Genomic DNA, 25070 nt, shown 5'->3' with positions numbered 1-25070 from the left:
TCATGTCCGCGCGCCTCGACGACCGCGACCTGGCGATCCTCTCCGTGCTGCAGCGCGAGGGCCGGATCACCAACCAGCGCCTCGCCGAGCGCATCCACCTCTCGCCCAGCGCCTGCCTGGAGCGGCTGAAGAGGCTGGAGAAGGCCGGCATCGTCACCGGCTTTCGCGGCGAGGTGGCGCTGGAGCGCGTGCTGCGCTGCTCCACCGTCTATGTCGAGGTGACGCTCAAGCGCCACGAGGCCCAGGACTTCGCGCGCTTCGAAGCCGCGGTGCGCGACACGCCCGAAGTGGTGGAGTGCCATGCCATCGGCGGCGGCAGCGATTACCTGATGAAGGTGCTGGCGCTGGATATCGCCCACTACCAGGAACTGATCGACCGGCTGCTGGCCGCCGACATCGGCATCGGCCGCTACTTCACCTATGTGGTCACCAAGCCCATCAAGCGCGCCGGCCCCCTGCCCCTGGAGCATCTCCTGGCGGAATCGCAGCGGCGCGAAGAGGGGCTGTAAGAGTACGACTCGTCGCAAAGATCGCTGGACAGTGTCGCGCAAGAAATTTTAAGCTTAAAATAATAATCAGTGGACGGCAGAGATCCGGCCCAACGGGAAGCACACATCCATGGTCGCAACCTCTTTCCAATCCCTGCTAAATTCTTCAAAACAGCAGAATGGCGCTGTCTGCGTTTCGGAGGCTTTCGCCGAAGCGGTGGGTGAGGCTAGGTTAAGCAAGGCAAACGAACAGGGGGACGAGATATGAAGAAGCACCTTTCCATGCTGGCTGGCGGTGTGGCCGCTGCCGCTTTTGCGGCGGGCGCGGCCCAGGCCGAGTCGGTCAAGATCGGCTATATGGCCACCTTCTCCGGCCCGCCGGGCGTACTCGGCGAGCACAACCGCGACGGTTTCCAGCTCGGCATCGAGCATCTGGGCGGCACGCTCGGCGACCTCGACGTCGAGATCATCGAGGCCGACGATCAGCTCAAGCCCGACGTCGGCAAGCAGATCATCGACCGCTACATTCAGTCCGACCGGGTCGACTTCGTGGTCGGAATCATCTTCTCCAACGTGATGATGGCGGTCTACGAGGACGTGGTCGGCAGCGAGACCTTCCTGATCTCCACCAATGCGGGCCCCTCGCCCATCGCCGGGGAGAGCTGCTCGGAGTACTTCTTCTCCACCTCCTGGCAGAACGATCAATTGCATGGCGCCGCCGGCTTGCAGGCGGTGAACGACGGCGTCGAGTCCGCCTTCCTCATCGCGCCGAACTATCAGGCCGGACGCGACGCCATGGCCGGCTTCAAGCGCGAGTTCGAGGGCCACGGCACCATCGCCGGCGAGATCCTCACCCAGATCAACCAGCCGGACTACTCGGCCGAGATCGCCCAGATCGCTGCAGCCGACGCCGATGCAGTCTTCATCTTCCTGCCCGGCGGCATGGGGGTGAATTTCATCAAGCAGTATGCCTCCTCGGGCATCGACCTGCCGCTCTATTCCGGCTCCACCGTGGACGGCACCACCCTGCCGGCGATCGGCGAGGAGATGATGGGCGGCTACTCCAGCCCCAACTTCTGGGCCCCGGACATGGACACGCCGGTCAATCAGCGCTTCATGGCCGACTTCGAGGAGCGCTTCGGCTACATCCCCTCGGTCTACGCGGCTCAGGGTTACGACGCAGCCGCGCTCATCGACTCCGCGATCCGTGCGGTGGATGGCGACCTCTCCAACAAGGAGGGCATGCGCGACGCCATGCGCCAGGCGGACTTCGACTCGATCCGTGGCGACTTCCAGTTCGGCAACAACCACTTCCCGGTCCAGGACTGGTACGCCGGCACGGTGGTCTCCGACGACCAGGGCCGCGCCACCATCGCTTTGGGTGACATCGTGGCCGAAGACTTCCAGGACGCCTACCACCAGGACTGCGCAATGCAGTGGTAAGGCTTCGGGCGGCGTATGCCGCTCGGCCTCTCGTAGCGCCACGGGCGAAGGATCCGCTCCGATCCTTCGCCCGTGCGGCCTTTCTCTTCCTTTCGCGTGAGCCGCTGCTGCGATGTCCACCACGCTGCTGCTGATCCAGACGCTCAACGGCCTTCAGTTCGGCGTGATGCTGTTCCTGATGGCCGCCGGGCTGACTCTGGTCTTCGGCATCATGAACCTCGTCAATCTTGCGCACGGCTCGCTCTACATGATGGGCGCCTACTTCGCCGCCGCAGCCACCGCCTGGACCGGCAGTCCGCTGCTGGGCATCCTCTTCGCCATTCCGGCGACGCTGCTGCTGGGCGTGGTGGTGGAGTTCGTCACCCTGCGCACGCTCTATCAGCGCGACCATCTGGACCAGGTGCTCTGCACCTTCGGTCTCATTCTCTTCTTCAACGAGTTGGCGCGGGTGCTCTGGGGGTCGGCCGCCATCCCCATGGCCATTCCCGAGGCACTCACCGGCTTCGTCACCATCATCCCGGGGCTGATCTATCCCAAGTGGCGCCTGGCAATCATTCTGGTGGGCCTGCTGGTGGCGCTGCTGCTCTATCTGCTGATCTCCCACACCCGCCTGGGCATGCTGATCCGCGCCGGGGCCAGCAACCGGCCCATGGTCGGGGCGCTGGGCGTGAACATCTCCCTGCTCTTCACCCTGGTTTTCGGACTGGGCGCAGCACTCGCCGGCCTGGCCGGGGCCATGGTGGCGCCACTGCTTTCGGTGGAGCCGGGCATGGGCGACCCGATCCTGATCCTGACCTTCGTGGTCATCGTCATCGGCGGCATCGGCTCGATCCGCGGCGCCTTCATCGCTTCGCTGCTGGTCGGCCTGATCGACACGGTCGGCCGCTCCTTCCTCCCGGCCCTGCTGCGCGAACTCTTCCAAACGCAATCAGCCAACACCATCGGGGCGGCGCTCGCCTCCATGCTGATCTACATCCTCATGGCCGCGGTGCTCTTCTTCCGGCCGCGCGGGCTCTTCCCGCCGAAGGGGCGCTGAGCCATGCGCCTTGATCTGCGGACCATCACCGTGATCGTCGTCCTGGCCGGGCTCGCCTTGATGCCGCTGCTTGCCTGGGCGGTGGACGAGCCCTACTGGCTGCGGTTCTGGTCGCGGGTCATGATCCTGGCGCTCGCCGCCGTCGGCGTGAACCTCATCCTGGGCTTCGGCGGCATGGTGAGCTTCGGCCACGCCATGTACATCGCCATCGGCGCCTACGCCGTGGGCGCGCTGCGCTTTCATGGTGTGGAAGGCGGCCTGCCCGACCTCCTGCTTGCCGTCGGTGCCGGGGCGCTGGTGGCGCTGATCATCGGGGCAATCTGCCTGCGCACCGCCGGCATCTACTTCATCATGATCACGCTGGCCTTCGCGCAGATGACCTACTTCTTCTTCATCAGCCAGGAGCAGTACGGCGGCGACGACGGCATGCGCATCGAGGGCGGCACGCGGCTGGGACCACTGGACCTCTCCAACGACGCCACCCTCTATTACGCCACCTTCCTGCTGCTCTGCGGTGCGCTGCTGGTGAGCTGGCGCCTGGTGAATGCCCGCTTCGGCATGGTGATCCGCGGCGCGCGCTCCAACGAGCAGCGCATGGCCGCCCTGGGCTTCCCGACCTACCGCTACCGCCTGATCGCCTATGTGATCTCGGCCGTTATCTGCGCCATCGCCGGAGCGCTTCTGGCCAATCTCACGCTCTATGTCTCGCCGGCCTACACCCACTGGACACGTTCGGGCGAGCTTCTGATCATGGTGATCCTGGGCGGGCTGGGCAGCCTCTTCGGACCGGTGCTGGGCGCCATCGCCCTGCTGCTCCTCGAGGACGTGATCGCCCACTTCACCCGCCACTGGCAGCTCTTCCTGGGCCCGATCCTCATTCTCGTGGTGATCTTCGCCCGCCAGGGCCTCTTCGGCCTGCTGACCCCGCGGCGCAAACGCAGCCATACGGCAGGAGGCTCGCATGGGTGAGCCACTGCTGGCCGTCGAGGGCCTGGTCAAGCGCTTCGGTGGCCTGACAGCCACCGATGACCTCTTTTTCTCGGTTGCGCCCGGCGAGCTTCATGCCGTCATCGGCCCCAATGGCGCCGGCAAGACGACCCTGATCGCCCAGCTCTCCGGCGAACTGCGCCAGGATTCCGGGCGCATTCTCTTCGCCGGCCAGGACATCTCCCATGTCCCGGGCTGGAAGCGGCCGCACCTGGGCCTGGCGCGCTCCTTCCAGATCACCTCGATTTTTCACGACATGACGGCGCTGCAGAACACGGCCCTGGCAGTGCAGGCCCACGCCGGTCACTCCTTCCGCTTCTGGCGCCCCGCCGACAGCGACCCGGGCCTGACCGGCCCGGCGATGGAGGCCCTGCGCCAGGTCGGGCTGGAGGCCCGCGCCGACGTGCCGGCCGCAGCGCTGGCCCACGGCGAGCATCGCCAGCTCGAGATCGCCATGGCGCTTGCCACCCGGCCCAAGCTGCTGCTGCTGGACGAGCCCATGGCCGGCATGGGGCCGGAGGATTCCGCGCGCATGGTGGAGCTGCTCCGCGCCCTGCGCGGCAGCATCACCATCCTCCTGATCGAGCATGACATGGACGCCGTATTTGCCCTGGCCGAACGCATCACAGTCCTGGTCTACGGCCGCGCCATCGCCTCGGGCACGCCGGACGCCATTCGCGCCGACGCGGAGGTGCGACGCGCCTACCTCGGCGACGAGAGCCTGGCGGTATGAGGAGGCGCTGATGCTGAAGCTCGAAGGCATCGAGACCTACTACGGCGCCAGCCAGGTGCTCTTCGGCCTGTCACTGGAGGTCGGCGCCGGTGAGGTGGTCACGCTGATGGGCCGCAACGGCATGGGCAAGACCACCACCGTGCGCTCCATCACCGGCCTGACCCCGGCGACCGCCGGCAGCATCCGCTTTCGCGACCGCGAGGTGCGCAGCCTGCCCTCTCACCGCATCGCCAAGCAGGGTCTGGGCCTGGTGCCGGAAGGGCGCCAGGTCTTCCCCAACCTCTCGGTGCGCGAGAACCTGCTGGCCACGGCCGCGAACCGCGATGGCCGCGCCAACCCCTGGACGCTGCAACGGGTCTTCGAACTCTTCCCCCGCCTGCAGGAACGCGCCGGCTCCATGGGCAATCAGCTTTCCGGCGGGGAGCAGCAGATGCTGGCCGTCGGCCGCGCGCTGATGACCAACCCGGCGCTGCTGATCCTGGACGAGGCGACCGAGGGCCTGGCCCCCCTGATCCGCCACGAAATCTGGGAGTGCCTCGCGCGCCTGAAAGCCGAGGGGCAGGCCATCCTGGTGATCGACAAGTCCGTGGCGGCGCTGACCCGCCTGGCCGACCGCCACTACATCATCGAGCGCGGCCGCAACGTCTGGAGCGGCAGCAGCGCGCAGCTGCTCGCCGACAAGGGCGTGCAGGAACGCTATCTCGGCGTCTGATCCACGGGTTCAGGCGTAGCGCGACAGCGCCAGGTCTCCCGCTTCGATCTCCGGTTTTCGATCGCTGATCAGATCCGCCAGCACCCGCGCCGAGCCGCAGGACATGGTCCAGCCCAGCGTGCCGTGCCCACTGTTGAGGAAGAGGTTGCGATAGCGGGTCGGGCCGATGATCGGCGTGCTGTCCGGGGTCATGGGCCGCAGGCCGCTCCAGAAGAGCGAGCGGGAATGGTCGCCCGCGCCACCGAACAGATCCTCCACCGACAAGGCCAGGGTTTCGCGCCGCGCCGGGGGCAGATCGTCGCTGAAGCCGGCAATCTCGGCCATCCCCCCGACGCGAATGCGATCGCCCAGACGGGTGATGGCGACCTTGAAGGTCTCGTCCATCAGGGTGGAGAGCGGCGCACGGCTCTCCTCCACGATGGGCAGGGTGATGGAGTAGCCCTTCACCGGATAGACCGGCACCTTTATTCCCAGTTCCCGGAGCAGGCCGGGAGTGTAGCTGCCCAGCGCCACCACGAAACGCTCGGCCTCGAGCGGGCCAGCACTGGTTTCCACCCCGGTGATCGCGTCCCCTTCGCGCCGCAGGCCCTGAATCTCCACACCATAGCGGAAACTCACGCCCAGGGCGGCGCAGCGCTCAGCCAGCGCCGTGGTGAACTTGTAGCAGTCGCCGGTCTCGTCGTTGGGCAGGCGCAGACCGCCGACCAGCGGCGCGCGCGCGCCGGCAAGCCCCGGCTCCGCCGCCACGCAGCCTTCTCGGTCCAGCACCTCAAAGGGCACGCCATCCTTGCGAAGCACCTCGACATCCTTGTCGATGGCATCGAGCTGTTCCTGCCTACGGAAGAGCTGCAGGGTGCCGCGGGTGCCGTGATCGTACTCGATGCCCTCGGCCGCGCGCAGGCCCCGCAACACGTCTCGGCTGTATTCCGCCACGCGCACCATGCGGCCCTTGTTCACCGCATAACGGGCGGCGGTGCAGTTGCCCAGCATCTGGCAGAGCCAGCGCCAGGCGGTGGGGTCGAGCCGCGGGCGGATGACCAGCGGCGCGTGCTTCTGGAACAGCCACTTCACCGCCTTCTGCGGGATGCCAGGCGCCGCCCAGGGGGAGGAGTAGCCGGGCGAGATCTGCCCTGCATTGGCAAAGCTGGTGTCCAGTGCCGGCCCCTCCTGCCGATCCACTACAGTCACCTCATGCCCGGCTTTCGCCAGGAAATAGGCCGAGGTGATGCCGATCACCCCGGCCCCCAGAATCACGATCCGCATACCCGCAACAATCCATTCTCAAGAAGAAAAACCAACGGCTCCGGCTTGCAGGCTATTGGAAGGATGTGCGAAATGTCTGGCGAAACAGGTGCAGAAAATGCCTTCTTTCCACACTTTATCGCAGGTTCGATCAAGACGATGAAGGAAATGCCATGAAGCAGTTGGACGCGGTCGACCGGAACATTCTGCGCGTCCTCCGTCGCAATGCCCGAGTGAGCAATGCGCGCCTGGCCGCCGAGGTGGGGCTCTCTCCGTCGGCCTGTCTGCGCCGGGTCTCCATCCTGGAGCAGGAGGGGGTGATCCGCGGCTACACGGCGCTGATCGGCGGGGCCTCAGCCGATGACGGCATCGCCGTGATCATCCAGATCACCCTGGACCGCCAGACGGAAGACTACTTCCATCGCTTCGAGGCAGCGGTGCGCCGCCATGCGGAGATCCGGGAATGCTATCTCATGACCGGCGTCGCCGACTATCTGCTCCGCGTGAACGTGGAACACCCCGACGACTTCGAGCGCATCCACAAGGACATCCTCTCGGTCCTGCCCGGCGTCTCACGCGTCCACTCCAGCTTCTCCATCCGCAACGTGCTCACGCATCGTTGAGCCGAGCACCCCATCCGCTGCGCTCACAGCCGTTCGAGATAGGAGAGGTCTTCCGGCTGAAACTCGTCGCGGATGGCCTTGACCCGGGCCAGCGCCCGGTCGCGCGAGTCCTGGAGGTGCCGTTCCAGGGCCGCAGCGGCTTCCTCCACCTTTCCGGCCTGCAGGTGCTCCACCACGGCCAGATGCTCCGGCAGGAAGGGCTCAGTCTCGAAGAGGCGGGGCGTCCAGCGATAGAGGAAGCGGTGAGCGATCAGTAGAGACTGCGGCATGGTGATCGCCTGCATCAGCGCGCGGTTGCCGCAGTGGCCCAGCAGCGTGACGTGCATTTCCTCTTCCAAGCGATCCAGAACCGGCCCCTCCACCGGCTCCGCCACTTCCAGGGCGCTCTCGAGCGCTGAGCGCATGGCCGGCAGCAAGGCCGGCGGCAGGTGAGGCACCGCCTTAGCCAGAGCCACGGGCTCGAGCACCGCGCGCAATTCGTAGAGTTCTCCCACGTGCTTAGGGGTCAGGGCGGGGGCGAACCAGCGCGAGCGCTCGTCCTTCAGGACCAGGCCGCGCTGCTGCAGCCGCGCCACCACTTCGCGAGCGACCGTGCGGCTGACGGCATAGTGGCGCGCCAGCTTGGCCTCGTTCACCCGCCAGCGGGCAAAGGAGATGCGGCCGATGATCTCCTCCTCCACCTCGGTGTAGATGGCTTCCCAGCGCGGCGGCGATAGCAGTTGGGTCGTCGCCACGGCTGCCGCATCGGCTGGGGGCGGCGCCTGCTCCCCCGGCCGGCCGGCGATCTCGTATCCCCGCCCTTGCGCACGCACCAGCAGGCCGTCGCGCACCAGTTCCTTGAGTGCACGCCTGGCCGGTGCGCGGCTGATGCCGAACTGCGCTGCCACCGCAGACTCGGTCAGCCGCATACCCTGGGCAAGTTGCCCGGCGCCAATCTGGGCCGCGAGGATGGCGCGGGCACGCTGATAGAGATGCGCGACGGGCGGATAAGCGCTCACGGCCTCCTCACTGCGCTCGCGGGCTTCAGATGCCCGAGGAGAGATAGCCGCCATCCACCCGCAAGGTAGAACCATTCACGAAGGCCGAAGCATCGGACGCCAGATAGACGGCTGCGCCCACCAGTTCATCCAGCTCGCCCATGCGCTTCATGGCGGCGCGCTTGCGGGCCTCCTCCTTGCGGGCTTCGGGCATCCGCTCCCGGTTCAGGTCGGTCATGAAGAAACCGGGCGCAATCGCGTTCACCCGCACGCCCTGCTCGCCCCACTCGGCGGCCAGGGATTGGGTGATCCCGCTCAAGCCCATCTTGCTGGCGCTGTAGGCCGCAGCATTGGCCCAGCCGTAGTGCGCCGCCAGTGACGTAATGTTGATGATCGCGCCACGCTGATGCGCCAACATTCTGCGTCCAAACGCCAGGCAAGCGAAGAAGGCGCTTTTCAAGTTGGTGTCGATGATCGCGTCCCACTCGCTCTCGCTCAGCTCCAGAGCGGGCTTGATGGCCGTCGTTCCCTGGCAGTTGATCAGGATGTCGAGCCCGCCATGCTCGCGCTCCACGGTCTCGGCCAGCGTCTCGAGTGCGGAGACGCTGCGCGCATCGACTGTGTAGACGAAGGATCCCGCCACTGCCTGGCCCAGCTCGCTCTCGGCGCGCTGCAGCTTGGCCTGGTCACGCCCGGCAAGCAGCACCGTCGCGCCCGACGCCACGAAGCCGCGCGCCAACGCCAGGCCGATACCGCCGGACCCGCCGATCACCAGGGCCCGACGGCCCTGCAGGGAAAAGTCCTCCGGTGAAAACATGCGCCTCTCCTTTCGCCCCTTATCTCACAAAGCCGGTTGCTCTCCAAAATCATGAATGTATAGTGTACACAGTAGACAGAGAGGCGCCAGCGTGAAGTCGGCCCTTACAAGGAGGGGACGCGAAAAATGACATCAAGACTGGCAGGCAAACGCGCCATCGTGACCGGCGCCGGTCAGGGGATCGGTCAAGCCATCGCCCTCGCCTTCGCCCGTGAGGGCGCGGACGTTGCGGCGGCCAGCCGAACGCGTTCGAAGATGGCGGATCTGCCCAGCATTCATCCGGGCATCACGCCCTATGAACTCGATGTCACCGACCCTGCAGGCATCGAGCACCTAGTTTCCGTATTCGGCCGGGTGGATGTCCTGGTGAACTGCGCAGGCTGGGTGCACAACGGCTCGATCCTTGATTGCTCGGAGGAGGACTGGGCCAGAAGCCTTGACCAGAACGCGACCTCGGCCTTTCGCATGATGCGCGCGGTGCTGCCGGGCATGATTGAGCGGGGCCGCGGATCAATCATCAACGTGGCTTCCGTCGCATCCTCGGTCACCGGTGTCGCCAGTCGCGCGGCCTATGGGGCCAGCAAGGCTGCGATGATCGGTCTCACCAAGGCCGCCGCGCGCGATATCATCCGCTCCGGCGTGCGGATCAATGCTCTCTGCCCTGGCACCACGCTTTCCCCCTCATTGGAGGAGCGGATCGAGGCCTCGGAAGACCCCGAAGCCACCCGCAGGGCCTTCCTGGCACGCCAGCCCATGGGTCGGCTCGGCACCGCCGAGGAGATGGCGGCCGCCGCCCTCTATTTGGCCGGCGATGAGTCTGCCTTCACCACCGGCATCACCCTGGTGGTGGATGGAGGTCAGACGCTGTGACCGACGGCGCGCCGCCGCCCGCCGCCTACCGGGTGGCACCGGAGAACCTGGCTGCTTTCAGCCGACAGGTTCTGGCGGCCGCCGGCGCCGATGAGCCCACGGCGGATGCGGCCACGCGCGCCATGATGCACGGATCGCTGCACGGCGTGGACAGTCATGGGATTCGGCTGCTGGATCACTACGCCACCGTTCTCGAGAGCGGCCGCGTCAACCCCGCCCCAGAGGTGACGCTCAAGCGAACCGCGCGCGCCACCACCTTGCTTGACGCAGACGATGGGCACGGCTCGCTTGCCGGCTATCGCGCCATGGAGGAAGCGGTCACCCTGGCACAAGACTGCGGGCTGGCCGCCGTCGGTATCGTCAACAGCTCCCACTTCGGGCCGGCGGGCGCCTACGCCCTGGCAGCGGCGGAAGCGGACATGATCGGCCTGGTCACCTGCAACGCCGACAGCTTCGTGCGGTTGCACGAGGGAGCGGAGCGCTTTCACGGCACCAACCCTATCGCCTGCGCGGTTCCGGTGGCCGGACAGAAACCCTGGCTGCTGGACATGGCAACCAGCGCCGTGCCCTTCAATCGCGTCCAGCTCTACAAGAGCCTGGGCCAGGACTTGCCCCCGGATGTTGCCTCGGATGAGCGAGGCGAGGACACGGCGAACCCCGAGGCGGTGGCCATGCTCGCTCCCTTGGGCGGCGCTTTCGGCTTCAAAGGCGCGGGCCTCGCCGGCCTGGCCGAGATCCTCAGTGCTGTCATCACCGGCATGCGGCTCAGCTTCGAACTGTTGCCCATGGGCGGCCCCGATTTTAGCACCCCGCGCAAACTGGGCGCCTTCGTCCTGGCTATGTGTCCAGATGCCTTTGTCTCACGTGATGTCTTCCAGGCGGGGATGGAGCGCTATCTAGAGGCGCTGCGCGCCTCGCCGGCGCGCACAAACGGGCAGGTCATGGCCCCCGGCGACCGTGAATGGGCCGAGGCAGAACAGCGACGCCAGCATGGCATTCCAATCGACCCCACGACACTTGAGAACTTCGAACGACTGGCTGAGCGCTATCGACTGTCGGTGCCCCGGAAGGAGGCGAACCGCGAGACCTAGGCGGCCGCCGGGCCGCTGGAAGCAAATTGTGCAGAAACCCTAGCCCCATAACACAAGGGGTCGTTCAGAGGAGGAGACCAATGACAAGCCTTTCTAAGAGCCTGACCTTCGCCTGCGCCGGCGCCGTCCTGGCCCTGGCAGCCCCCGGGACCGCCACGGCACAGGAGTACAGCCTGCGATTCAACCACGTCCTCGGGCCAGGCGAGCCCTTCCACGAAGGCTTCCAGAAATGGGCCGAGTGGGTCGAGGAGCGGACCGATGGCGGCTTGCAGATGGATGTCTACCACAGCTCGCAGCTCGGCGTTGAGGAGGACATCATCGAGCAGATCCGCCAGGGCGCCAACATCGGCCAGAACACCGACGCAGCGCGCATGGGCAACTACGTGCCCGGCATCGCGGTGGTGAACGGTCCCTACTTCGTAGGCTCACTGGACGAGGCCTTCGCCCTGGCGGACTCGCCGACCATGCAGGAGTGGATGGACGAACTGGCGAGTGACCACGGCATCCAGGTGGTGTGCTTCGACTGGGTGCAGGGCTTCAGGCACTTCTTCACCAACGAGCCCGTGCGCACGCCCGAGGATCTGGATGGTCTGCGCATCCGCACGCCCCCGGCGCCGATCTGGCAGGAATCGATCCGCGCACTGGGCGCCACGCCCACGGCCATGAACTTCGGCGACATCTATCCAGGTCTGCAGCAGCGCGCCGTCGACGGGGCCGAGCTGGTTTACCCGAACATCACGGCCGCCAACCTGAACGAGGTGCTCAGCCACGCCAACGAGACCGCGCACATCCTCCTGATCAACTTCCAGGTGGTCAGTGCCGAGTGGTTCAACGGCCTGCCCGAGGACTACCAGACGGCCCTGGTGGAAGAATGCCGCGCGGCTGGCCAGGAGACCTCGCGGGTGATCGAGCAGGCCACTCAGGAAGCCAAGGCGCAGCTCCAGGAGGCCGGCATGACCATCGTGGAGGACGTCGACCTCGAGGCCTTCCGCGCCGCTGGTGATGCGGCCTATGAAGCGCTGGACCTGCTGGAAGCCCGCGACCTGGTCCAGGGAGAAATCCAAGACTGATATGATGGTCGCGCCCGATTGGCCCTTTGCTTCGAGCCAATCGGGCGCAGGCTTTCCGCCTTCTTCTGTCGCTGCCTGCGCCAACAGCGATTAATCTTTGGGCCCATGCTTGCTGGCCCACCCCAAGAACCGGACGTGAAGGCATAGAATGGCGAAACTCGCTTCGCTGCTCAGACGTGTTGAAGCCATTCTGGCGGGGACTTTCCTACTGCTCATGGTGGCGCTGATCTTCACGGGCGGAATCGCCCGCATGCTGGGCCATCCCCTCAACTGGACGATCGATTTGGCCACCTGCTTCTTTGCCTGGGGCTGCTTTCTCTGTGCCGATATCGCCTGGCGGCGCGATGCGCTGATGTCGATCAACCTGGTGCCGAACAGCCTGCCGCCACGCGCAGCGCAGGCCCTTGCCCTGATCAACCACACCATCATCGCCGGCTTCCTCGGATACGTTATCTATGCCGGCACCCTGCTCTCCTGGACCAGCCGCGCCCGCAGCTTCCAGGGCATCCCTGGCGTCAGCTATTCCTGGGTGACCGCCAGCATCGTCGTGGGCGGCGCGCTGCTGCTGGTCACCACGCTTCAACGAATGCTGGGCCTGGTGCGGGAGGGGCCGGACGCCGCGCGCGTGAGCAGAAGTTCCTAGCCGCCATGCTTCTGGTCATCGCCGCCTTCGCCGTCCTGCTGTTGATGGGCATGCCCGTCGCCTTCGCGATCGGCATCTCCGGCGCACTCTTCTTCGTGCAGCACCCGGAACTGCCCTTCACCATCCCGGTGCAGGTCACCGTTTCCCAAACGCAGAACTTCGCCCTGCTGGCCGTGCCGCTGTTCATCATGGCCGGCAACTTCATGAACCGCTCCGGCATCACGGAGCGCCTGCTCGACCTGGCATCGATCCTGACTGGCCGCCTGCGCGGCGGCCTGGCGCAGGTTTCCCTGGCACTTTCGGCCCTGATGGGCGGTGTTTCCGGCTCAGCCATCGCCGATGCAGCCATGCAGACCCGGATGCTGGGACACGAGATGGTGCGCCGCGGCTTCACCCGAGGCTTCACCGGCGGCATTCTCGCCTTCGGTGCCACCCTGACCCCAATCATCCCGCCAGGGATCGGGATGATCCTCTACGGCACCATCGGCCAGGTTTCGATCGGCCGGCTCTTCGCCGCCGGCTTCATCCCTGCCCTGCTGCTCTGGGCCGCACTGGCCACGGCCGTCTGGTGGACGGCGGCAAAGCGCGGCTACAAGCCAGAGCGCGAAAAGGCACCAGCAGCCGCGGAAGTCGGCCGGGCGCTCTTCGCCGGCATCTGGGCGCTGCTCTTCCCTGTGTTCCTGCTGGTCGGCCTGCGCATGGGGATCTTCACGCCGTCGGAGATCGGGGCCTTTGCCGTGGTCTACGCTCTGGTTATCGGCGTGCTGGTCTATCGGCGCCTGAAGCTCCGCGGCTTCGTGGAAGGCCTCGAGAGCAGCCTCGCCGACGTGGGCGCCGTCATGTTCCTCATCGCGCTTTCGGCCATATTCAGCTACGGCATCGTCATGGAGCGGCTTCCCGAGGCAGCAGCCGGCTGGGTGACGGGAATCACCCAAACGCCGTGGCTGGTGATGATCCTCATCGCGCTCCTCGTGCTGGCCATCGGCTTCTTCGTGGATGCGACGGTGCTGATCATCATGCTGACGCCGATCTTCCTGCCGATGATGCGTCAGCTCGGCGCCGATCCCGTGCACTTCGGCATCATCTTCATCCTCGCAGCCACGATCGGCAACTTCACGCCGCCCGTGGGGGCCGCCATGTATGCGGTCTGCTCCATCCTGCGCTGCCCGGTCGGAGAGTACACCCGGGAGTCCCTGCCCTTCCTGGGCGCCGTTGCCCTGGTGATCCTGGCATTGGTCTTCCTGCCGGGCGCAGTGCTCTTCCTACCGAACCTGATCTTCGGCTGACCGCCGCTCCGTCTGCGCGACCCTACTCCACCGTTACCACCAACGCCCGCGCCGTTTCACTGCCGGCGCAACGATAGCTGTGGGGCACGCCCGAATCGAAGTAGAGCGCGTCTTCAGGCTCCAGCACCACCTGCTCGCCTTCTCCGATGGTGATCGCCAGGCGGCCGCCGATGACAAAAACCAGTTCCGCGCTGCCGTGGGCATGGGGTCGGGAGGTGCTGCTGTCGGGGGGAAATTCGGCCAGGAAGGACTCCATCATCCGGTCGGCCACCGGATAGTCGAGGCTTTCGAAGAAGTAGGCCGGCGCCTCGCTCTCGGGCCGGTCAGGCAGACGCAGCCGCTGTCCTTTGCGCACCACCTCCATGAGTGGCCCCTCGCCTTCCTCGATGAAGAAGTGCTCGAGGCCGACGCCGAAGACCATGGCGACGCGCAGGAGGGTGGGCAGCGTGGGAAAGACCTGCCCCCGCTCGATCTTGGACAGCATTGCCGGCGAGAGTCCGGTGTGCTCGCCCAGCTGCACCAGTCCAAGCTTCTTGCGCAGGCGCAGGGCGCGCACCCGCGGGCCGATGCGGTAGCGCTTCAACTCCTTGCTCAGGGTCTCCGAGAGCATGAATTCGGCCTTCTTTTCCTCAGTTGCAAAGGATGCGTGAAGTTTTTCGTTCTATGAAAACGATTTTTAATACTCTGCACTTTTCCCCTCGTAATCAAATATCTTCTCTCTAGATGACAACCCACGCCGCCAGTTTGGCGCGCCGCAGACCGGCTCACGGGCCGCTGCGAACCCTAGAGAGATCAAAGACGAGGAAAGAAACATCACCATGCGCACTATGACATCGAAGCTCAGCCTGACCGCCGCCGCCCTTGGCATGACGCTGCTTGCCGGCACCGCCCTGGCCGATCATCACGGCAAAAAGATGGACATCGTCGACACGGCGGTGGAGGCCGGTCAGTTCGAGACCCTGGCTGCGGCCCTGCAGGCAGCGGACCTCGTGGACACCTTGAAGGGCGAAGGCCCCTTCACCGTTTTCGCCCCCACCGACGAAGCCTTCGCCGCACTGCCCGAGGGCACCGTTGAGTCCCTGCTACAGCCCGAGAACCGCGACCAGCTTGTCGACATCCTCACCTATCACGTGGTTGCCGGTGAAGTGATGGCGGCCGACGTGGTCGAACTCGACGAAGCCGAAGCCCTTAACGGCGACATGCTCGAGATCACGGTCTCCGGCGACACCGTCATGATTGGCGATGCGACCGTGATCTCGGCCGATATCACCGCATCCAACGGCGTGATCCACGTGATCGACACGGTGCTGCTTCCGCCTGAGGAATAAGCCGCACGGCTTTCCTCCCCCCGCCCTGCTCCGCACCACGCCCCTGGTGCGGAGCACCCTCTCTGGCGGGGTCTCAGCGCCCGGCAGGAGTGCCCCATCCTCCTGCCGGGCGCCCTTTGCTTTATGTCGTTGGTGCAGCGAAAAGGGCTCGCACCCGCGCCACCGCCCGTGAAATATCTTCCAACGGCGGCGGATTGGGCGGGGGATCGCCCTCATCCAGCCAGGCGGCGCGACCGCTGCGTAGCAGATAGTCATGGATGATGCGAATGTCGCGCGTGATACGCTTGGGCCCCAGGCGCATGCCCATGAGGTAGACGAAGGCCCGGAAGTCGAAGCGGTCGCCGCCGTTTAAGAAGGGCCAGCGCCCGCGCCCCCGCGCCTCGCGCATGGAGCGCCATCCGGTTCCCAGGTCGAACAGATAGACCGGCTTGCCCGTGGCACAGGCCTCGGTGGCCATGGAGACGCTGTCGCCGGTCACCACAATGCGCTCGGCCAGGCCCAGGAAGGCAAAGTAGGGATTGTCGGGGTCGTGGGGTTGCCAACGATAGAGCAGGTGCGGCACATCCAGCGCCGCTTCCAGCGGCGCCAGTGTCTCGGGCCCGGTCCTCGCACTGGTGGTGATCAGCAAGGAGGCGCCGTGACGTTTGGCCAGCGCCGAGGCTTCGCGCCCGAGCCGCTCGGCGGCTGCCGTGTCATAGCTGTAGGGCCCGCTGTTGCCGCCAATGACCACTGCAATGTAGGGCCCCGGCAGATGAGCCAGGCGGTCCTTCCAGGCCGCGGCATCGGCTTCCAGCCGCTCGGACTTGACCCGGTGGAGGGGTGTCTTGTTCTGGAGGATGGCCGGGTGGTCGCGCAGGCGATACTGCGGCGTGGTGACCACGAGGTCCCAGCGGTGGAAGGCCGCCCAGGGCCGGCCGAGATGGACCAGGCGCACCCGCTTTTCCGGCCGGGCCTGGGCCTGGACCCAGCGGCAGATCGGCTCGTTGCGCCGCCCGGCCGAGATCACCAGATCGGGCCAAGGCGGATGCAGCGCAGACGACTTTTCCCGCACCACCCCGCGCAGCGTCGGCCCGTGGGTCAGGTTCACCAGCAGTTCATAGGGCTTGTAGACGAAACGCCGGATTTCATAAGGCCAGCCCAAAGCCTCGGCCAGAGCCAGCACCTGGGTGTTGTCCCCGGCCCGATGGCCCATCATCAGCCAGACCTTGGGCGGGTCTGCATCCAGCGAATTGCTTAGCGCAGGCTGCTGGTCAGGAGTGTCCGATTCTTGCGGCAAGGTGGGGAGTCCATCGCTCGGGGAAGGTCTTGATAGACGGCAGCACCGAGCGGGTCAAACCGACCAGCAGATCCGCAGATCAGTCGCTGCGTGGCATTTCTGCGCGCACGCGCAGCCCCCCGCCCTCCCGGTTGGCCGCGCGCACCGAGCCGCCGATGGCCTCGATGTTGCGGCGGACCACCCAAAGACCGATGCCGAAATTCGGCAGCTTGATGCCCCCTGGGTGCCCCAGCTCGCCGTCCGAAGCGCTCCTGGGCCGCTTGGTGTAGTTGCGCTCGAAGATGCGCTCCACATCGTCGTCCACCACGCCGGGACCGCGATCCTCCACTGAAAGCACCGCTTTGTTGCCTTCACGCACCAGGGTTATGCGTACCTCGCCGCCGGGTGGGGAGAAGCTGACGGCGTTGTCCAGAAGGTTCTCGACAACAGTCTCCACCAGTTCGTCGCTGGCAAGAATCTCGACACCGGGTTCCAGGTGGGAAACCACGCGCACGGTGGCATTGCCGGGTGCGCCGATGGCATAGGGAGCGATCAACTGACCCAGCAGCGCGGAGAGGTCGATGCGTTCGCGCGGCGGGTTCATCAGCTCGGCCACGGTCTCCTCCATGCGCCGCGCCGCAGCCACCAGACCGTCGAGCCTGGCCACCGACTGCTCGACCAGGTGAAGCGCGCGCTGGCCGCGCTCATGCTCCGGCGACACCGCGCGGCGCAGCAGTTCGACCGACTGGCTGATCACCGCCAGGGGCGCCTTCAGGGCGTGGGCGTTCTCCTCGGCGGCGTAGCGGATCTCACGGGAGGAGTCTTCCAGCGTGGCCACCATGCGGTCGAACTCCTCCGCGACACCTGCCAGTTCGGGCATGCGATTGAGCTTGGCGAAGGAGGCACCGTCGACCACCGAGCGCGCCCGAATACGCTCGGCCAATCCGGCAAAGCGGCGCAGGCTCACCCAGAAGCCCAGGAACAGCAGGATGACCACCACCGCCATCAGCAGGTAGATGGCCGCTGCCAGCCGCACCTCCGGCAGCTGCCAGTAGGGCTGTCCCAGCGTGGCGCTCAGCAGATCCGAGGTCGGATGGGCGGTGACCACGGCCCAGCAGCCGCGTGGCCCGTTCACCGGGGTAATGGAGGTCAGGACCTCCTCTTCACCATCCGGAGAGACGTAACGGGTCGCCAGGGGCTGCTGTCCCTGGCAGGTCTCTTCCAGGGTGACCAGCACATCAGTCTCGATGAGCTGTTCCAGTTCCTGCTCCATCTCATCGGTGCCGAGTTGGTCGGTAGAGGCCACCAGGAAGAAGGAACTGCTGCCCGCCGCTTCCAGGGGGCGTAGGAGCAGGCGCACCTTGACGCCCTGCTGCCCGAGGTCGGCGATGGTTTCCTGCAGCACCGCTGCATCGGTGCCCTGAAAGCGCTCCAGGTAGGGCTTCAGGCTATGACCAATGAGCCAGCCCTGCTGCTGAACGCTTTGCAGCAGCAGGGTGTTGCGCTCCTTATCCGCAAGGCGGAATGGCCCGTAGAGCACTACGGGCACGGCGACAAAAATCACCAGGATGACGAAAAACTTCGCCCCGAGAGAGCGCCATATCCGACCTGCGGTTCGCACCATGAGCGACGCTACGACTGCCCCTTACGCCAACGGTATCCAAAGCCCGGGTAGTTCTCGATCTCGTCGAACTCGGAATCAAGTTCACGGAACTTCTGTCGTATGCGCTTCATGAAGGTCCGGACATTCGCCCGATAGCCGTCTGGGCCGGAGCCGGCGACAAAACCGCGCCCGTGCACCAGGTCGTAGAGCTCCCGGTAGGTCACGTCCTGTCCCGCACGCTCGACCATGAGCTGAACCAGCTTGAATTCGGTCAGGCTGAGATTGACGCGCTTGGTCTTCCAGAGGGCGCGGCTGCTGTCCAGTTTCAACTCAAGCTCGCCGAGGCGCCGGGTTTGACCTTCCTCACCGCCAGCCGTGGCACCAGGCGCTTTCGCTCCATCGAGGATGAGATCGATCCGCTTGCGCAGGATCGCAAAACTCCGCGACTTTTCGACGAAGTCGACGGCGCCGCTGTGCAGGGCCGCCTCCTCGTAGATCTGCTCGCTGAGCGCGGTCAGGAAAATGACCGGCACCTCGATGCCATCATCGCGCAGCCGGCGCAGCACCTCGATGCCGTTGATGTCCGGCATGCGCCAGTCCAGCAGCACCAGGTCGGCTTCGCCGCCGTCCTCCAGCCAGTCGAAGAAGGGCTGGCCGCCGTCGAAGGCCTGCACGGCGAAATCCGCCTCGGTCAGATTCTCGGTCAGGGTTTCGCGGAACAGGGGATCGTCATCGACGATCGCGATCCGCACCTTTTCGTTGGCCGGGAAGGTGGCCGCCTCAGCTAGTACCATTTTCCGCTAATCCAAATTGCTGAAGACAATCGGTTTGATCGTCGGGACCGTCGATCTCGTAGGTCAGGGACTGCAAACGACGCTCCCGCAGCGAGGGATAGAAGTATATTTCGAGATAACATTCACCACGGCTATAGGTCCAAATGGTTGCCGGGGATTCTACCCGTACTTGGGCAGGCTGCCCCAGCATCTCAACCGTGCCGGCTTCATCGCGACCAACAATAGTGGTGAGGGTCAGGGGCGGCATGGGCTTGCGCGGGCCCGCGGTCGTGGGCCGTCCGCGCCGGCCCTCAGCCGCTTCCGAAACCTGCTGATCGGGCTCCAGAACCTCTCCCAGTTCAACCTCGACGCTCTCCTCGCTGGTCGTTTCACAGCCAATCAGCAACAGGAACGGCAACACCACTGCTGCCAACACAAGACGACCGCCGCGATTCTTCGGTTGCGGTGCTCCACCTAGTTCTGCATTCACACGAGTGTCGTCCAAGTTCCTGTCCCTGATAAGCGCGCGGCCGTAGAAAACGGGTAATTATGGCTTTTGTGGGAAGCCTGCATTATAGAGTCCACTCCCAAAGGAGAGCGTCAAGCCTCTGTCATGCCCCGATAAAGCCATAGTGAGTATACATCGACCGGGACCGGGCGCACGATCGAACTTCCTCCGCAGCACCACCCGCTAAACAGGAGGAGCGTTCGCTTCATTTTACTCAAATTCGACCAAATGGCCTTATGCCCCCGGTGAGGCCGGATTTTCCGGTACGCCTTCTTGGAGCGTCATCGGGGTCCGGGCGATCGTCGGCGTGCGCAAAGGACCCGATCACGCACATTGGTAGCAATCTACTGGCTGTTCGTTACCTCCTTTGACACAAGCTTTGCCAATTTTTGCCCCAGGTCCGCACCAGGCGCCGCCGCCGACAAGAGACCAAGGACCTTTGCACCGACACGAACCGTCTGCTGGACAGCAACCCCTGCGCTATCGTTAAAGGGGACTTTGGCGGCACACCACTTCGCCTTTCGCCCAGCACGACTTCTGGGCTGAACGAGGCCGGAGGTCGCCCTCTAGGAGGAGCGAACTTGGCACCAACCTTGGACCAAAGCCTGATCCTGGCACTGATCGTCGCAGCGCTGGGCCTCTTCGTCTGGGGAAGGCTGCGCCATGACGTTGTTGCACTTTGCCTGCTGCTCGCGGCTGTGGCGCTGGGGCTGGTCCCGGCCGACGGCGCTTTTGCCGGTTTGGGCCACCCGGCGGTCATCACGGTGGCTGCGGTCCTTGTGCTCTCTCGCGCCCTGACCATCACCGGGGCGGTGGACGTGATCGCCAACCGCGCCCTGCCCCAGAAGGCGGGGCCGACGCTTTTGATTCTCTCCTCTTGTCTGCTGGCGGCGGTGCTTTCGGCCTTCATGAACAATGTCGGCGCGCTGGCGCTGCTGATGCCGGTGGCGATCCAGGCCGCGGACCGCAACGGCATCAATCCGGCGCTGGTGCTCATGCCCCTGTCCTTCGGCTCGATTCTCGGCGGCATGACCACCCTGATCGGCACGCCGCCCAATCTGATCGTTGCAGGCTTTCGCAACAATCTGGACGAAGGGTCCTTCGGCATGTTCGCCTTCACACCGGTCGGCCTGCCGGTCGCCCTGGTGGGCATCGCCTTCATCGCCTTCATCGGCTGGCGCCTGGTGCCGCGGGCCCGTGAAGGCACGGCGCAGGAAGGCAAGCTCTTCGACGTGGGCGCCTATCTGAGCGAAGTCCGCCTCACGCCGGAAGCCGCGCTGGAAGAGTGGACCGTGGGGGAACTGGAGGACAAGCTGAAGGACCACGACGCGGTCATCCTGGCGCTTGCCCGGGACAAGCGGCGCATCCTTGTCCCCCACCGCAACAGACGGCTGACCGAGAACGACGTGGTGATCATCGAGGCCGATCCCGAGGGCCTCTCCGGCGCTGCCTCAAGCCTCGGCCTGGAACTGGTGGGGCGCGACGACGAGAACGGCAATCAGGAAAAGCGCCTGCAGTCCGACGACGTGCAGCTTCAGGAAGTGGTGATCCTGCCGGATTCCCGCCTGATCGGTAACAGCGCCCTGGAAATGCGCCTGCGGACTCGCTTCGGCCTCAACCTCATTGCCGTGTCACGCCAGGGCCGCTCGCGCGGCCAGCGGCTGAACCAGCTCCGCTTCGCGCCGGGCGACGTGCTGCTGCTGCAGGGCGAAGAGGAGCGGATCAGCAACTTCATCAGCGTTTTCGGCTGCGCCCCGCTGGGTAGCCGTGGCCTGCGACTGATGCAGCCGCGCCAGGCCGCCATCGCCGGCGCACTGCTCATCGGGGGTGCGGCAACGGCAGCTCTGGGCATCGCCCCGCCGGCGCTGACCTTCGTGGGCGCCGCTCTGCTGGCTGTGCTGTTGCGTGTCCTGCCGCTGCGCGAAGTCTACACCGCGATCGACGGCTCGGTGATCGTGCTTCTGGCGGCCTTGATCCCGGTGGCCAATGCCGTATCGGCAACCGGCGCAGCGGAACTGGTTGCCAGCAATCTGGTGGAACACGTGGCGCGCGGCATCCCGGTCGTGGCACTCGCGGTGATGCTGCTGGTCACCATGTGGCTCACCGACGTGATGAACAACGCAGCCACCGCAGCGGTGATGGCGCCCATCGCCATCGGCGTCTCCCGCAGTCTCGATGCAGCGGCCGATCCCTTCCTGATGGCGGTGGCCGTGGGCGCCTCCTGTGCCTTCCTCACCCCCATCGGCCACCAGAACAACACCCTGATCCTCGGCCCCGGCGGCTATCGGTTCGGAGATTTCTGGCGCATGGGCTTGCCGCTGCAGCTGCTGGTACTGGCAGTGGCCGTGCCGATGATCCTGTTGGTCTGGCCGCTGTAGGGGCAGGTCGTGCCGGCTGTTTGCCCCCTGGCCCGAGGTGATGGCACGTCTGGCGTCATACCCTACGGGGCGGTAAGCTTCGCCCCATGAGCACAGAGACCAAACCGAACGGCCGCTTGGCCGAACTGCGCAGTCGCCTGGCCGAGATCGTCGGTGAGCGCGGGCTGATCGAGGACCAGGACGAGAAGCTGCCCTACCTGCGGGACCAGCGTGGCCGCTATGTGGGCAACGCCCCCCTGGTGGTGCGCCCGGCCAGCACAGAGGAGGTCGCCCAGGTGGTGCGCCTCTGCGCCGAGGCCGAAGTGCCGCTGGTGCCCCAGGGCGGGAACACCGGCCTGGTGGCCGGCTCGATTCCCTTCGAGAGTGGAGACGAGATCGTCCTCAATCTCGGCCGCATGAACCGCGTGCGCGCCGTGGACGCCGAGAACTTCGCCATCACGGTCGAGGCCGGCTGCATCCTGCAGCAGATCCAGCAGGCCGCCGAGGAGGTGGACCGGCTCTTCCCGCTGAGCCTGGGCGCAGAGGGAAGTTGCCAGATTGGCGGCAATCTCTCCACCAACGCCGGCGGCGTGCAGGTGCTGCGCTACGGCAACGCCCGCGACCTGGTTCTGGGACTCGAGGTGGTGCTGCCGGACGGGCAGATCTGGGACGGACTGCGCAGCCTGCGCAAAGACAACACCGGCTATGACCTGAAGCAGCTCTTCATCGGCGCCGAGGGCACGCTGGGCATAATCACCGCCGCCGTGCTCAAGCTCTACGCCCGGCCGCGCGAGGTGGTGACGGCCTTCGCCGCCGTGCGCGATCCCGAGGCAGCGGTCTCCCTGCTCGGGCGCTGCCGCGCCGCTTCCGGCGAAAGTGTGACCTCCTTCGAGCTGTTGCCACGCATCGCGCTCGACTTCGCCTGCCGCCACGTGGAGGGCTGCCAGGATCCGCTGGAGGCCCCGCACGAGTGGTACGTGCTGATCGAGCTTTTCGGCGGGCGGGAGAACGGCGGCCTGCGCGAGGCGCTGGAGGAAACGCTGATGACCGCCTACGAGGAAGGGTTGGTCGGCGACGCTTCGCTGGCGGAGACGGAAGCGCAGCGCGCCGCCTTCTGGCGCCTGCGCGAAGGCGTGGTCGAGGCGCAGCGGCACGAGGGCGGCTCGATCAAGCACGACGTCTCGGTCCCGGTCTCCCACGTGCCGGAGTTCATCGCCGAAGCGAGCGCGGCGGTGGCGCAGGCCTGCGCGGGCATTCGCCCGGTGGCCTTCGGGCACGTCGGCGACGGCAACATCCACTTCAACCTCAGCCAGCCGGAAGGCGCCGACACCGCCGCCTACCTGGAGCGCTGGGACGAGCTCAACAGCCTGGTCCACGACATCGTGCATCGCTTCGGCGGCTCGATCTCCGCCGAACACGGCATCGGCCGGATGAAGCGGGAGGAGAATGCGCGCTTCAAGTCGCCGCTGGAGCTGGAGATGATGCGTCGGGTCAAGGCGGCCTTCGACCCGCAGGGCCTGATGAACCCGGGCAAGCTGCTCTGACACATCGAATGACGAGAGGGGGATCCCCGTGCCCAGCTTGAAGCAGCGCCTTGCGCAACCCGAGATCCTGATCGCCCCCGGCGTCTTCGACATGATCTCGGTGAAGATCGCCGACTCCCTGGGGTTCGAGGCCCACTACATGACCGGCTATGGCACGGTTGCCTCACACATGGGGTTGCCGGACGCCGGTCTGGCCACCTACAGCGACATGGTCTCGCGCGTCAGTGCCTTCACGACAGCCTCCAAGGTGCCCCTGATTGCCGACGGAGACACCGGCTATGGCGGGTTGTTGAACGTCGAGCACACGGTGCGCGGCTATGAGCGCGCCGGCGCGGCGGCGATCCAGATCGAGGACCAGGAGTTTCCTAAAAAGTGCGGCCACACTCCCGGCCGCCGCGTGGTGCCGCTGGAGGACATGCTGCGCAAGATCCGGGTGGCCGTGGAATCACGCGACAGCCAGGACTTCCTGATCGTCGCGCGCACCGATGCCCGCACCTCGCTCGGTCTCGACGAGGCCTTGCGCCGTGGCGAGGCCTTTGCCGAGGCCGGCGCCGACGTGCTCTTCATCGAATCGCCGGAAAGTGTGGAGGAAATGGAGCGGGTCTGCCGCAGCTTCGATCAGCCGCTGCTCGCCAACATGGTGGAAGGCGGCCGCACGCCGGTGCTGAGCGGCACGGAGTTGCAGGCATTGGGCTACAGCCTCGCGATTTTTCCCGCCCTCGGTTTTCTTGCTGCCGGGTCCGCCCTGCGCGAAGCCTATGGCACACTGCTGAACACCGGTGACAGCCGCCGCTACAGCGGGGAGCTCTATGACTTCATGGATTTCAGCCGCCTGATGGGCTTCGAGGCTGTCTGGGACTTCGAACGGCGCCACGCCGAGGACAAGAAGTCCTGAGGAGCCTTACAGCCGCCGATTCAGGCGGCGGTCCACGATCAGCAGCGCCCAGCTGCACAGGGTCGCGAAGAGGAAGAGCAGCAGGGAGACTGCCAGCAGCGTCGGGACGTCGTGCCGCTCCATGGAGCGGATGATCATGAAGCCCAGGCCCCGCTGCGAGGCGAAAAGCTCGCCGATCAGTGTGCCCAGCAGGGTGAGCGCGAAGCCGACGCGAAAGCCCGAGACGATTTCCGGCACCGTGGCGGGCAGCAGCACGCGCCAGCCGGTGGACAGCGGCCCCATGCGCAAGGCCCGGGCCGTGCGCAGATAGACCGGCGCCACGTTGCGCACGGCGTTCATGGTGAAGATGATCACCGGGATGATGCCGTGGATGGTGCCGAAGGCAACCTTGGCCGACATCCCCAGCCCGAAGAGCAGCAGGATCACGGGATAGAGCGTGATCTTGGGGATCGAATAGAGCGCCACCAGGATGGGCTCGGCCACCTCGCCGGACAGGCGGTGCCCGCCCAGGGTCACGCCGATGATCAAGCCGCCGAGCAGCGCGTAGATCAGCGCCAGGCCGAAGGCCTGCAGCGTCTCCCAGACATTGGGCCAGAAGCCGGGGTCGAGCAGCAGTTCCACCAGGCGCGAAATCGTGGCCCAGGGCGAACTGACCGCCACATCCCCGGCCAGCCAGTGCAGTCCCTGCCAGGCCGCCAGGATGGCGAGGACGACCAGCAAGGCATCCTGCAGCCCGCGCGCACGTTCGGTCGCTGCGCTGTCCGCCACCTGATGTGATTGCGCCATCGC

The 25070-nt window shown here is 65.9% G+C and carries 25 protein-coding genes; 16 read left to right on the top strand and 9 right to left on the bottom strand.

The genetic code is table 11. The features are described 5' to 3' along the window. Positions 1–2 precede the first annotated feature (2 nt). The 6 genes from ABZ720_RS04805 (at position 3) to ABZ720_RS04780 (ending at position 5399) form a co-directional block, all read left to right on the top strand. Complete coding sequence (locus tag ABZ720_RS04805) at positions 3–509, top strand: Lrp/AsnC family transcriptional regulator (RefSeq protein ID WP_366554358.1); 507 nt, start codon at positions 3–5, stop codon at positions 507–509. A gap of 243 nt (positions 510–752) precedes the next feature. Then, on the top strand, positions 753–1931 hold the full coding sequence (locus tag ABZ720_RS04800) for an ABC transporter substrate-binding protein (RefSeq protein ID WP_366554356.1): 1179 nt from the start codon (positions 753–755) through the stop codon (positions 1929–1931). A gap of 112 nt (positions 1932–2043) precedes the next feature. Continuing rightward, the gene (locus tag ABZ720_RS04795; protein ID WP_366554354.1) at positions 2044–2967 is read left to right on the top strand and encodes a branched-chain amino acid ABC transporter permease; all 924 of its coding nucleotides are present in this window, start codon (positions 2044–2046) and stop codon (positions 2965–2967) included. A gap of 3 nt (positions 2968–2970) precedes the next feature. Then, positions 2971–3936, top strand: coding sequence for a branched-chain amino acid ABC transporter permease (locus tag ABZ720_RS04790; protein WP_366554352.1), 966 nt, complete (start codon positions 2971–2973; stop codon positions 3934–3936). Further along, positions 3929–4687, top strand: coding sequence for an ABC transporter ATP-binding protein (locus tag ABZ720_RS04785; protein WP_366554350.1), 759 nt, complete (start codon positions 3929–3931; stop codon positions 4685–4687). Before ABZ720_RS04790 ends, ABZ720_RS04785 begins: the two co-directional genes overlap by 8 nt. Before the next feature lie 10 nt (positions 4688–4697). Beyond that, the gene (locus ABZ720_RS04780; protein WP_366554348.1) at positions 4698–5399 is read left to right on the top strand and encodes an ABC transporter ATP-binding protein; all 702 of its coding nucleotides are present in this window, start codon (positions 4698–4700) and stop codon (positions 5397–5399) included. Positions 5400–5408: 9 nt separating this feature from the next. Here the strand turns inward: ABZ720_RS04780 and ABZ720_RS04775 are convergent, their stop codons facing one another. Then, on the bottom strand, positions 5409–6662 hold the full coding sequence (locus tag ABZ720_RS04775; protein ID WP_366554346.1) for a D-amino acid dehydrogenase: 1254 nt from the start codon (positions 6660–6662) through the stop codon (positions 5409–5411). 152 nt (positions 6663–6814) lie between these two features. Between ABZ720_RS04775 and ABZ720_RS04770 the strand changes: the two genes are divergently transcribed. Then, complete coding sequence (locus ABZ720_RS04770; protein ID WP_366554344.1) at positions 6815–7264, top strand: Lrp/AsnC family transcriptional regulator; 450 nt, start codon at positions 6815–6817, stop codon at positions 7262–7264. Positions 7265–7287: 23 nt separating this feature from the next. Here the strand turns inward: ABZ720_RS04770 and ABZ720_RS04765 are convergent, their stop codons facing one another. Next, positions 7288–8262, bottom strand: coding sequence for a GntR family transcriptional regulator (locus ABZ720_RS04765; protein WP_366554342.1), 975 nt, complete (start codon positions 8260–8262; stop codon positions 7288–7290). 25 nt (positions 8263–8287) lie between these two features. Beyond that, entirely contained in the window at positions 8288–9058 is a 771-nt protein-coding gene (locus ABZ720_RS04760) for an SDR family NAD(P)-dependent oxidoreductase (protein WP_366554340.1), read from the bottom strand. Positions 9059–9184: 126 nt separating this feature from the next. Here ABZ720_RS04760 and ABZ720_RS04755 point away from each other — a divergent pair, with 126 nt between their 5' ends. The 5 genes from ABZ720_RS04755 (at position 9185) to ABZ720_RS04735 (ending at position 14018) form a co-directional block, all read left to right on the top strand. Next, positions 9185–9928: an SDR family oxidoreductase gene (locus tag ABZ720_RS04755; protein WP_366554338.1), complete on the top strand. Its 744-nt coding sequence runs from the start codon at positions 9185–9187 to the stop codon at positions 9926–9928. After that, entirely contained in the window at positions 9925–11019 is a 1095-nt protein-coding gene (locus tag ABZ720_RS04750) for an Ldh family oxidoreductase (protein ID WP_366554336.1), read from the top strand. Before ABZ720_RS04755 ends, ABZ720_RS04750 begins: the two co-directional genes overlap by 4 nt. 80 nt (positions 11020–11099) lie before the next feature. Then, positions 11100–12089, top strand: a complete 990-nt coding sequence (locus ABZ720_RS04745; RefSeq protein ID WP_366554334.1) for a C4-dicarboxylate TRAP transporter substrate-binding protein — start codon at positions 11100–11102, stop codon at positions 12087–12089. A gap of 148 nt (positions 12090–12237) precedes the next feature. Then, positions 12238–12732 (top strand): TRAP transporter small permease, encoded by a 495-nt coding sequence (locus tag ABZ720_RS04740; protein WP_366554332.1) that lies wholly within the window; start codon positions 12238–12240, stop codon positions 12730–12732. 5 nt (positions 12733–12737) lie between these two features. After that, positions 12738–14018 carry a TRAP transporter large permease gene (locus ABZ720_RS04735; RefSeq protein WP_366554330.1) on the top strand — a complete coding sequence of 427 codons (1281 nt, stop codon included), beginning with the start codon at positions 12738–12740 and terminating at the stop codon, positions 14016–14018. Positions 14019–14040: 22 nt separating this feature from the next. On the opposite strand, the gene ABZ720_RS04730 is transcribed toward ABZ720_RS04735, so the two are convergent. After that, positions 14041–14628, bottom strand: coding sequence for a helix-turn-helix domain-containing protein (locus tag ABZ720_RS04730; protein WP_366554328.1), 588 nt, complete (start codon positions 14626–14628; stop codon positions 14041–14043). Between the two features lie 208 nt (positions 14629–14836). Between ABZ720_RS04730 and ABZ720_RS04725 the strand changes: the two genes are divergently transcribed. Continuing rightward, positions 14837–15346 carry a fasciclin domain-containing protein gene (locus ABZ720_RS04725; protein WP_438264080.1) on the top strand — a complete coding sequence of 170 codons (510 nt, stop codon included), beginning with the start codon at positions 14837–14839 and terminating at the stop codon, positions 15344–15346. A 121-nt stretch (positions 15347–15467) separates the two neighbouring features. Here ABZ720_RS04725 and ABZ720_RS04720 read toward each other — a convergent pair whose 3' ends face one another. The 4 genes from ABZ720_RS04720 to ABZ720_RS04705 form a co-directional block, all read right to left on the bottom strand. Continuing rightward, positions 15468–16541, bottom strand: coding sequence for a mitochondrial fission ELM1 family protein (locus tag ABZ720_RS04720; protein WP_366554326.1), 1074 nt, complete (start codon positions 16539–16541; stop codon positions 15468–15470). A gap of 160 nt (positions 16542–16701) precedes the next feature. Continuing rightward, complete coding sequence (locus ABZ720_RS04715) at positions 16702–18225, bottom strand: sensor histidine kinase (RefSeq protein WP_366554324.1); 1524 nt, start codon at positions 18223–18225, stop codon at positions 16702–16704. An 8-nt stretch (positions 18226–18233) separates the two neighbouring features. Continuing rightward, the gene (locus tag ABZ720_RS04710) at positions 18234–18998 is read right to left on the bottom strand and encodes a response regulator transcription factor (RefSeq protein WP_366554322.1); all 765 of its coding nucleotides are present in this window, start codon (positions 18996–18998) and stop codon (positions 18234–18236) included. After that, positions 18985–19482: a hypothetical protein gene (locus ABZ720_RS04705; RefSeq protein WP_366554320.1), complete on the bottom strand. Its 498-nt coding sequence runs from the start codon at positions 19480–19482 to the stop codon at positions 18985–18987. Before ABZ720_RS04705 ends, ABZ720_RS04710 begins: the two co-directional genes overlap by 14 nt. 584 nt (positions 19483–20066) lie before the next feature. Here ABZ720_RS04705 and ABZ720_RS04700 point away from each other — a divergent pair. The 3 genes from ABZ720_RS04700 to ABZ720_RS04690 all read left to right on the top strand — a co-directional run bounded on the left by ABZ720_RS04700 (position 20067) and on the right by ABZ720_RS04690 (position 24281). Beyond that, positions 20067–21863 carry an SLC13 family permease gene (locus ABZ720_RS04700; RefSeq protein ID WP_366554318.1) on the top strand — a complete coding sequence of 599 codons (1797 nt, stop codon included), beginning with the start codon at positions 20067–20069 and terminating at the stop codon, positions 21861–21863. A gap of 86 nt (positions 21864–21949) precedes the next feature. Beyond that, positions 21950–23386 (top strand): FAD-binding oxidoreductase, encoded by a 1437-nt coding sequence (locus ABZ720_RS04695; RefSeq protein WP_366554316.1) that lies wholly within the window; start codon positions 21950–21952, stop codon positions 23384–23386. 28 nt (positions 23387–23414) lie between these two features. Next, positions 23415–24281, top strand: a complete 867-nt coding sequence (locus tag ABZ720_RS04690) for an isocitrate lyase/PEP mutase family protein (RefSeq protein ID WP_366554314.1) — start codon at positions 23415–23417, stop codon at positions 24279–24281. A 6-nt stretch (positions 24282–24287) separates the two neighbouring features. On the opposite strand, the gene ABZ720_RS04685 is transcribed toward ABZ720_RS04690, so the two are convergent. Continuing rightward, positions 24288–25067, bottom strand: a complete 780-nt coding sequence (locus ABZ720_RS04685; RefSeq protein WP_366554312.1) for an ABC transporter permease — start codon at positions 25065–25067, stop codon at positions 24288–24290. Positions 25068–25070 lie beyond the last annotated feature (3 nt).

Origin of the sequence: Aquibaculum sediminis (assembly GCF_040712085.1) — a bacterium.
Taxonomy (GTDB): domain Bacteria; phylum Pseudomonadota; class Alphaproteobacteria; order Kiloniellales; family DSM-21159; genus Aquibaculum; species Aquibaculum sediminis.
The sequence above is the reverse complement of the archived record's forward strand: the minus strand, read 5'-3'. Positions and strand labels throughout refer to the sequence as shown.

Bases quoted from the DNA above. Each gene is read 5' to 3' on its own strand.
- ABZ720_RS04805 (WP_366554358.1), top strand. From the start codon at position 3: ATGTCCGCGCGCCTCGACGACCGCGACCTGGCGATCCTCTCCGTGCTG.
- ABZ720_RS04800 (WP_366554356.1), top strand. From the start codon at position 753: ATGAAGAAGCACCTTTCCATGCTGGCTGGCGGTGTGGCCGCTGCCGCT.
- ABZ720_RS04795 (WP_366554354.1), top strand. From the start codon at position 2,044: ATGTCCACCACGCTGCTGCTGATCCAGACGCTCAACGGCCTTCAGTTC.
- ABZ720_RS04790 (WP_366554352.1), top strand. From the start codon at position 2,971: ATGCGCCTTGATCTGCGGACCATCACCGTGATCGTCGTCCTGGCCGGG.
- ABZ720_RS04785 (WP_366554350.1), top strand. From the start codon at position 3,929: ATGGGTGAGCCACTGCTGGCCGTCGAGGGCCTGGTCAAGCGCTTCGGT.
- ABZ720_RS04780 (WP_366554348.1), top strand. From the start codon at position 4,698: ATGCTGAAGCTCGAAGGCATCGAGACCTACTACGGCGCCAGCCAGGTG.
- ABZ720_RS04775 (WP_366554346.1), bottom strand. From the start codon at position 6,662: ATGCGGATCGTGATTCTGGGGGCCGGGGTGATCGGCATCACCTCGGCC.
- ABZ720_RS04770 (WP_366554344.1), top strand. From the start codon at position 6,815: ATGAAGCAGTTGGACGCGGTCGACCGGAACATTCTGCGCGTCCTCCGT.
- ABZ720_RS04760 (WP_366554340.1), bottom strand. From the start codon at position 9,058: ATGTTTTCACCGGAGGACTTTTCCCTGCAGGGCCGTCGGGCCCTGGTG.
- ABZ720_RS04755 (WP_366554338.1), top strand. From the start codon at position 9,185: ATGACATCAAGACTGGCAGGCAAACGCGCCATCGTGACCGGCGCCGGT.
- ABZ720_RS04745 (WP_366554334.1), top strand. From the start codon at position 11,100: ATGACAAGCCTTTCTAAGAGCCTGACCTTCGCCTGCGCCGGCGCCGTC.
- ABZ720_RS04740 (WP_366554332.1), top strand. From the start codon at position 12,238: ATGGCGAAACTCGCTTCGCTGCTCAGACGTGTTGAAGCCATTCTGGCG.
- ABZ720_RS04735 (WP_366554330.1), top strand. From the start codon at position 12,738: ATGCTTCTGGTCATCGCCGCCTTCGCCGTCCTGCTGTTGATGGGCATG.
- ABZ720_RS04730 (WP_366554328.1), bottom strand. From the start codon at position 14,628: ATGCTCTCGGAGACCCTGAGCAAGGAGTTGAAGCGCTACCGCATCGGC.
- ABZ720_RS04725 (WP_438264080.1), top strand. From the start codon at position 14,837: ATGCGCACTATGACATCGAAGCTCAGCCTGACCGCCGCCGCCCTTGGC.
- ABZ720_RS04720 (WP_366554326.1), bottom strand. From the start codon at position 16,541: ATGATGGGCCATCGGGCCGGGGACAACACCCAGGTGCTGGCTCTGGCC.
- ABZ720_RS04715 (WP_366554324.1), bottom strand. From the start codon at position 18,225: ATGGTGCGAACCGCAGGTCGGATATGGCGCTCTCTCGGGGCGAAGTTT.
- ABZ720_RS04710 (WP_366554322.1), bottom strand. From the start codon at position 18,998: ATGGTACTAGCTGAGGCGGCCACCTTCCCGGCCAACGAAAAGGTGCGG.
- ABZ720_RS04695 (WP_366554316.1), top strand. From the start codon at position 21,950: ATGAGCACAGAGACCAAACCGAACGGCCGCTTGGCCGAACTGCGCAGT.
- ABZ720_RS04685 (WP_366554312.1), bottom strand. From the start codon at position 25,067: ATGGCGCAATCACATCAGGTGGCGGACAGCGCAGCGACCGAACGTGCG.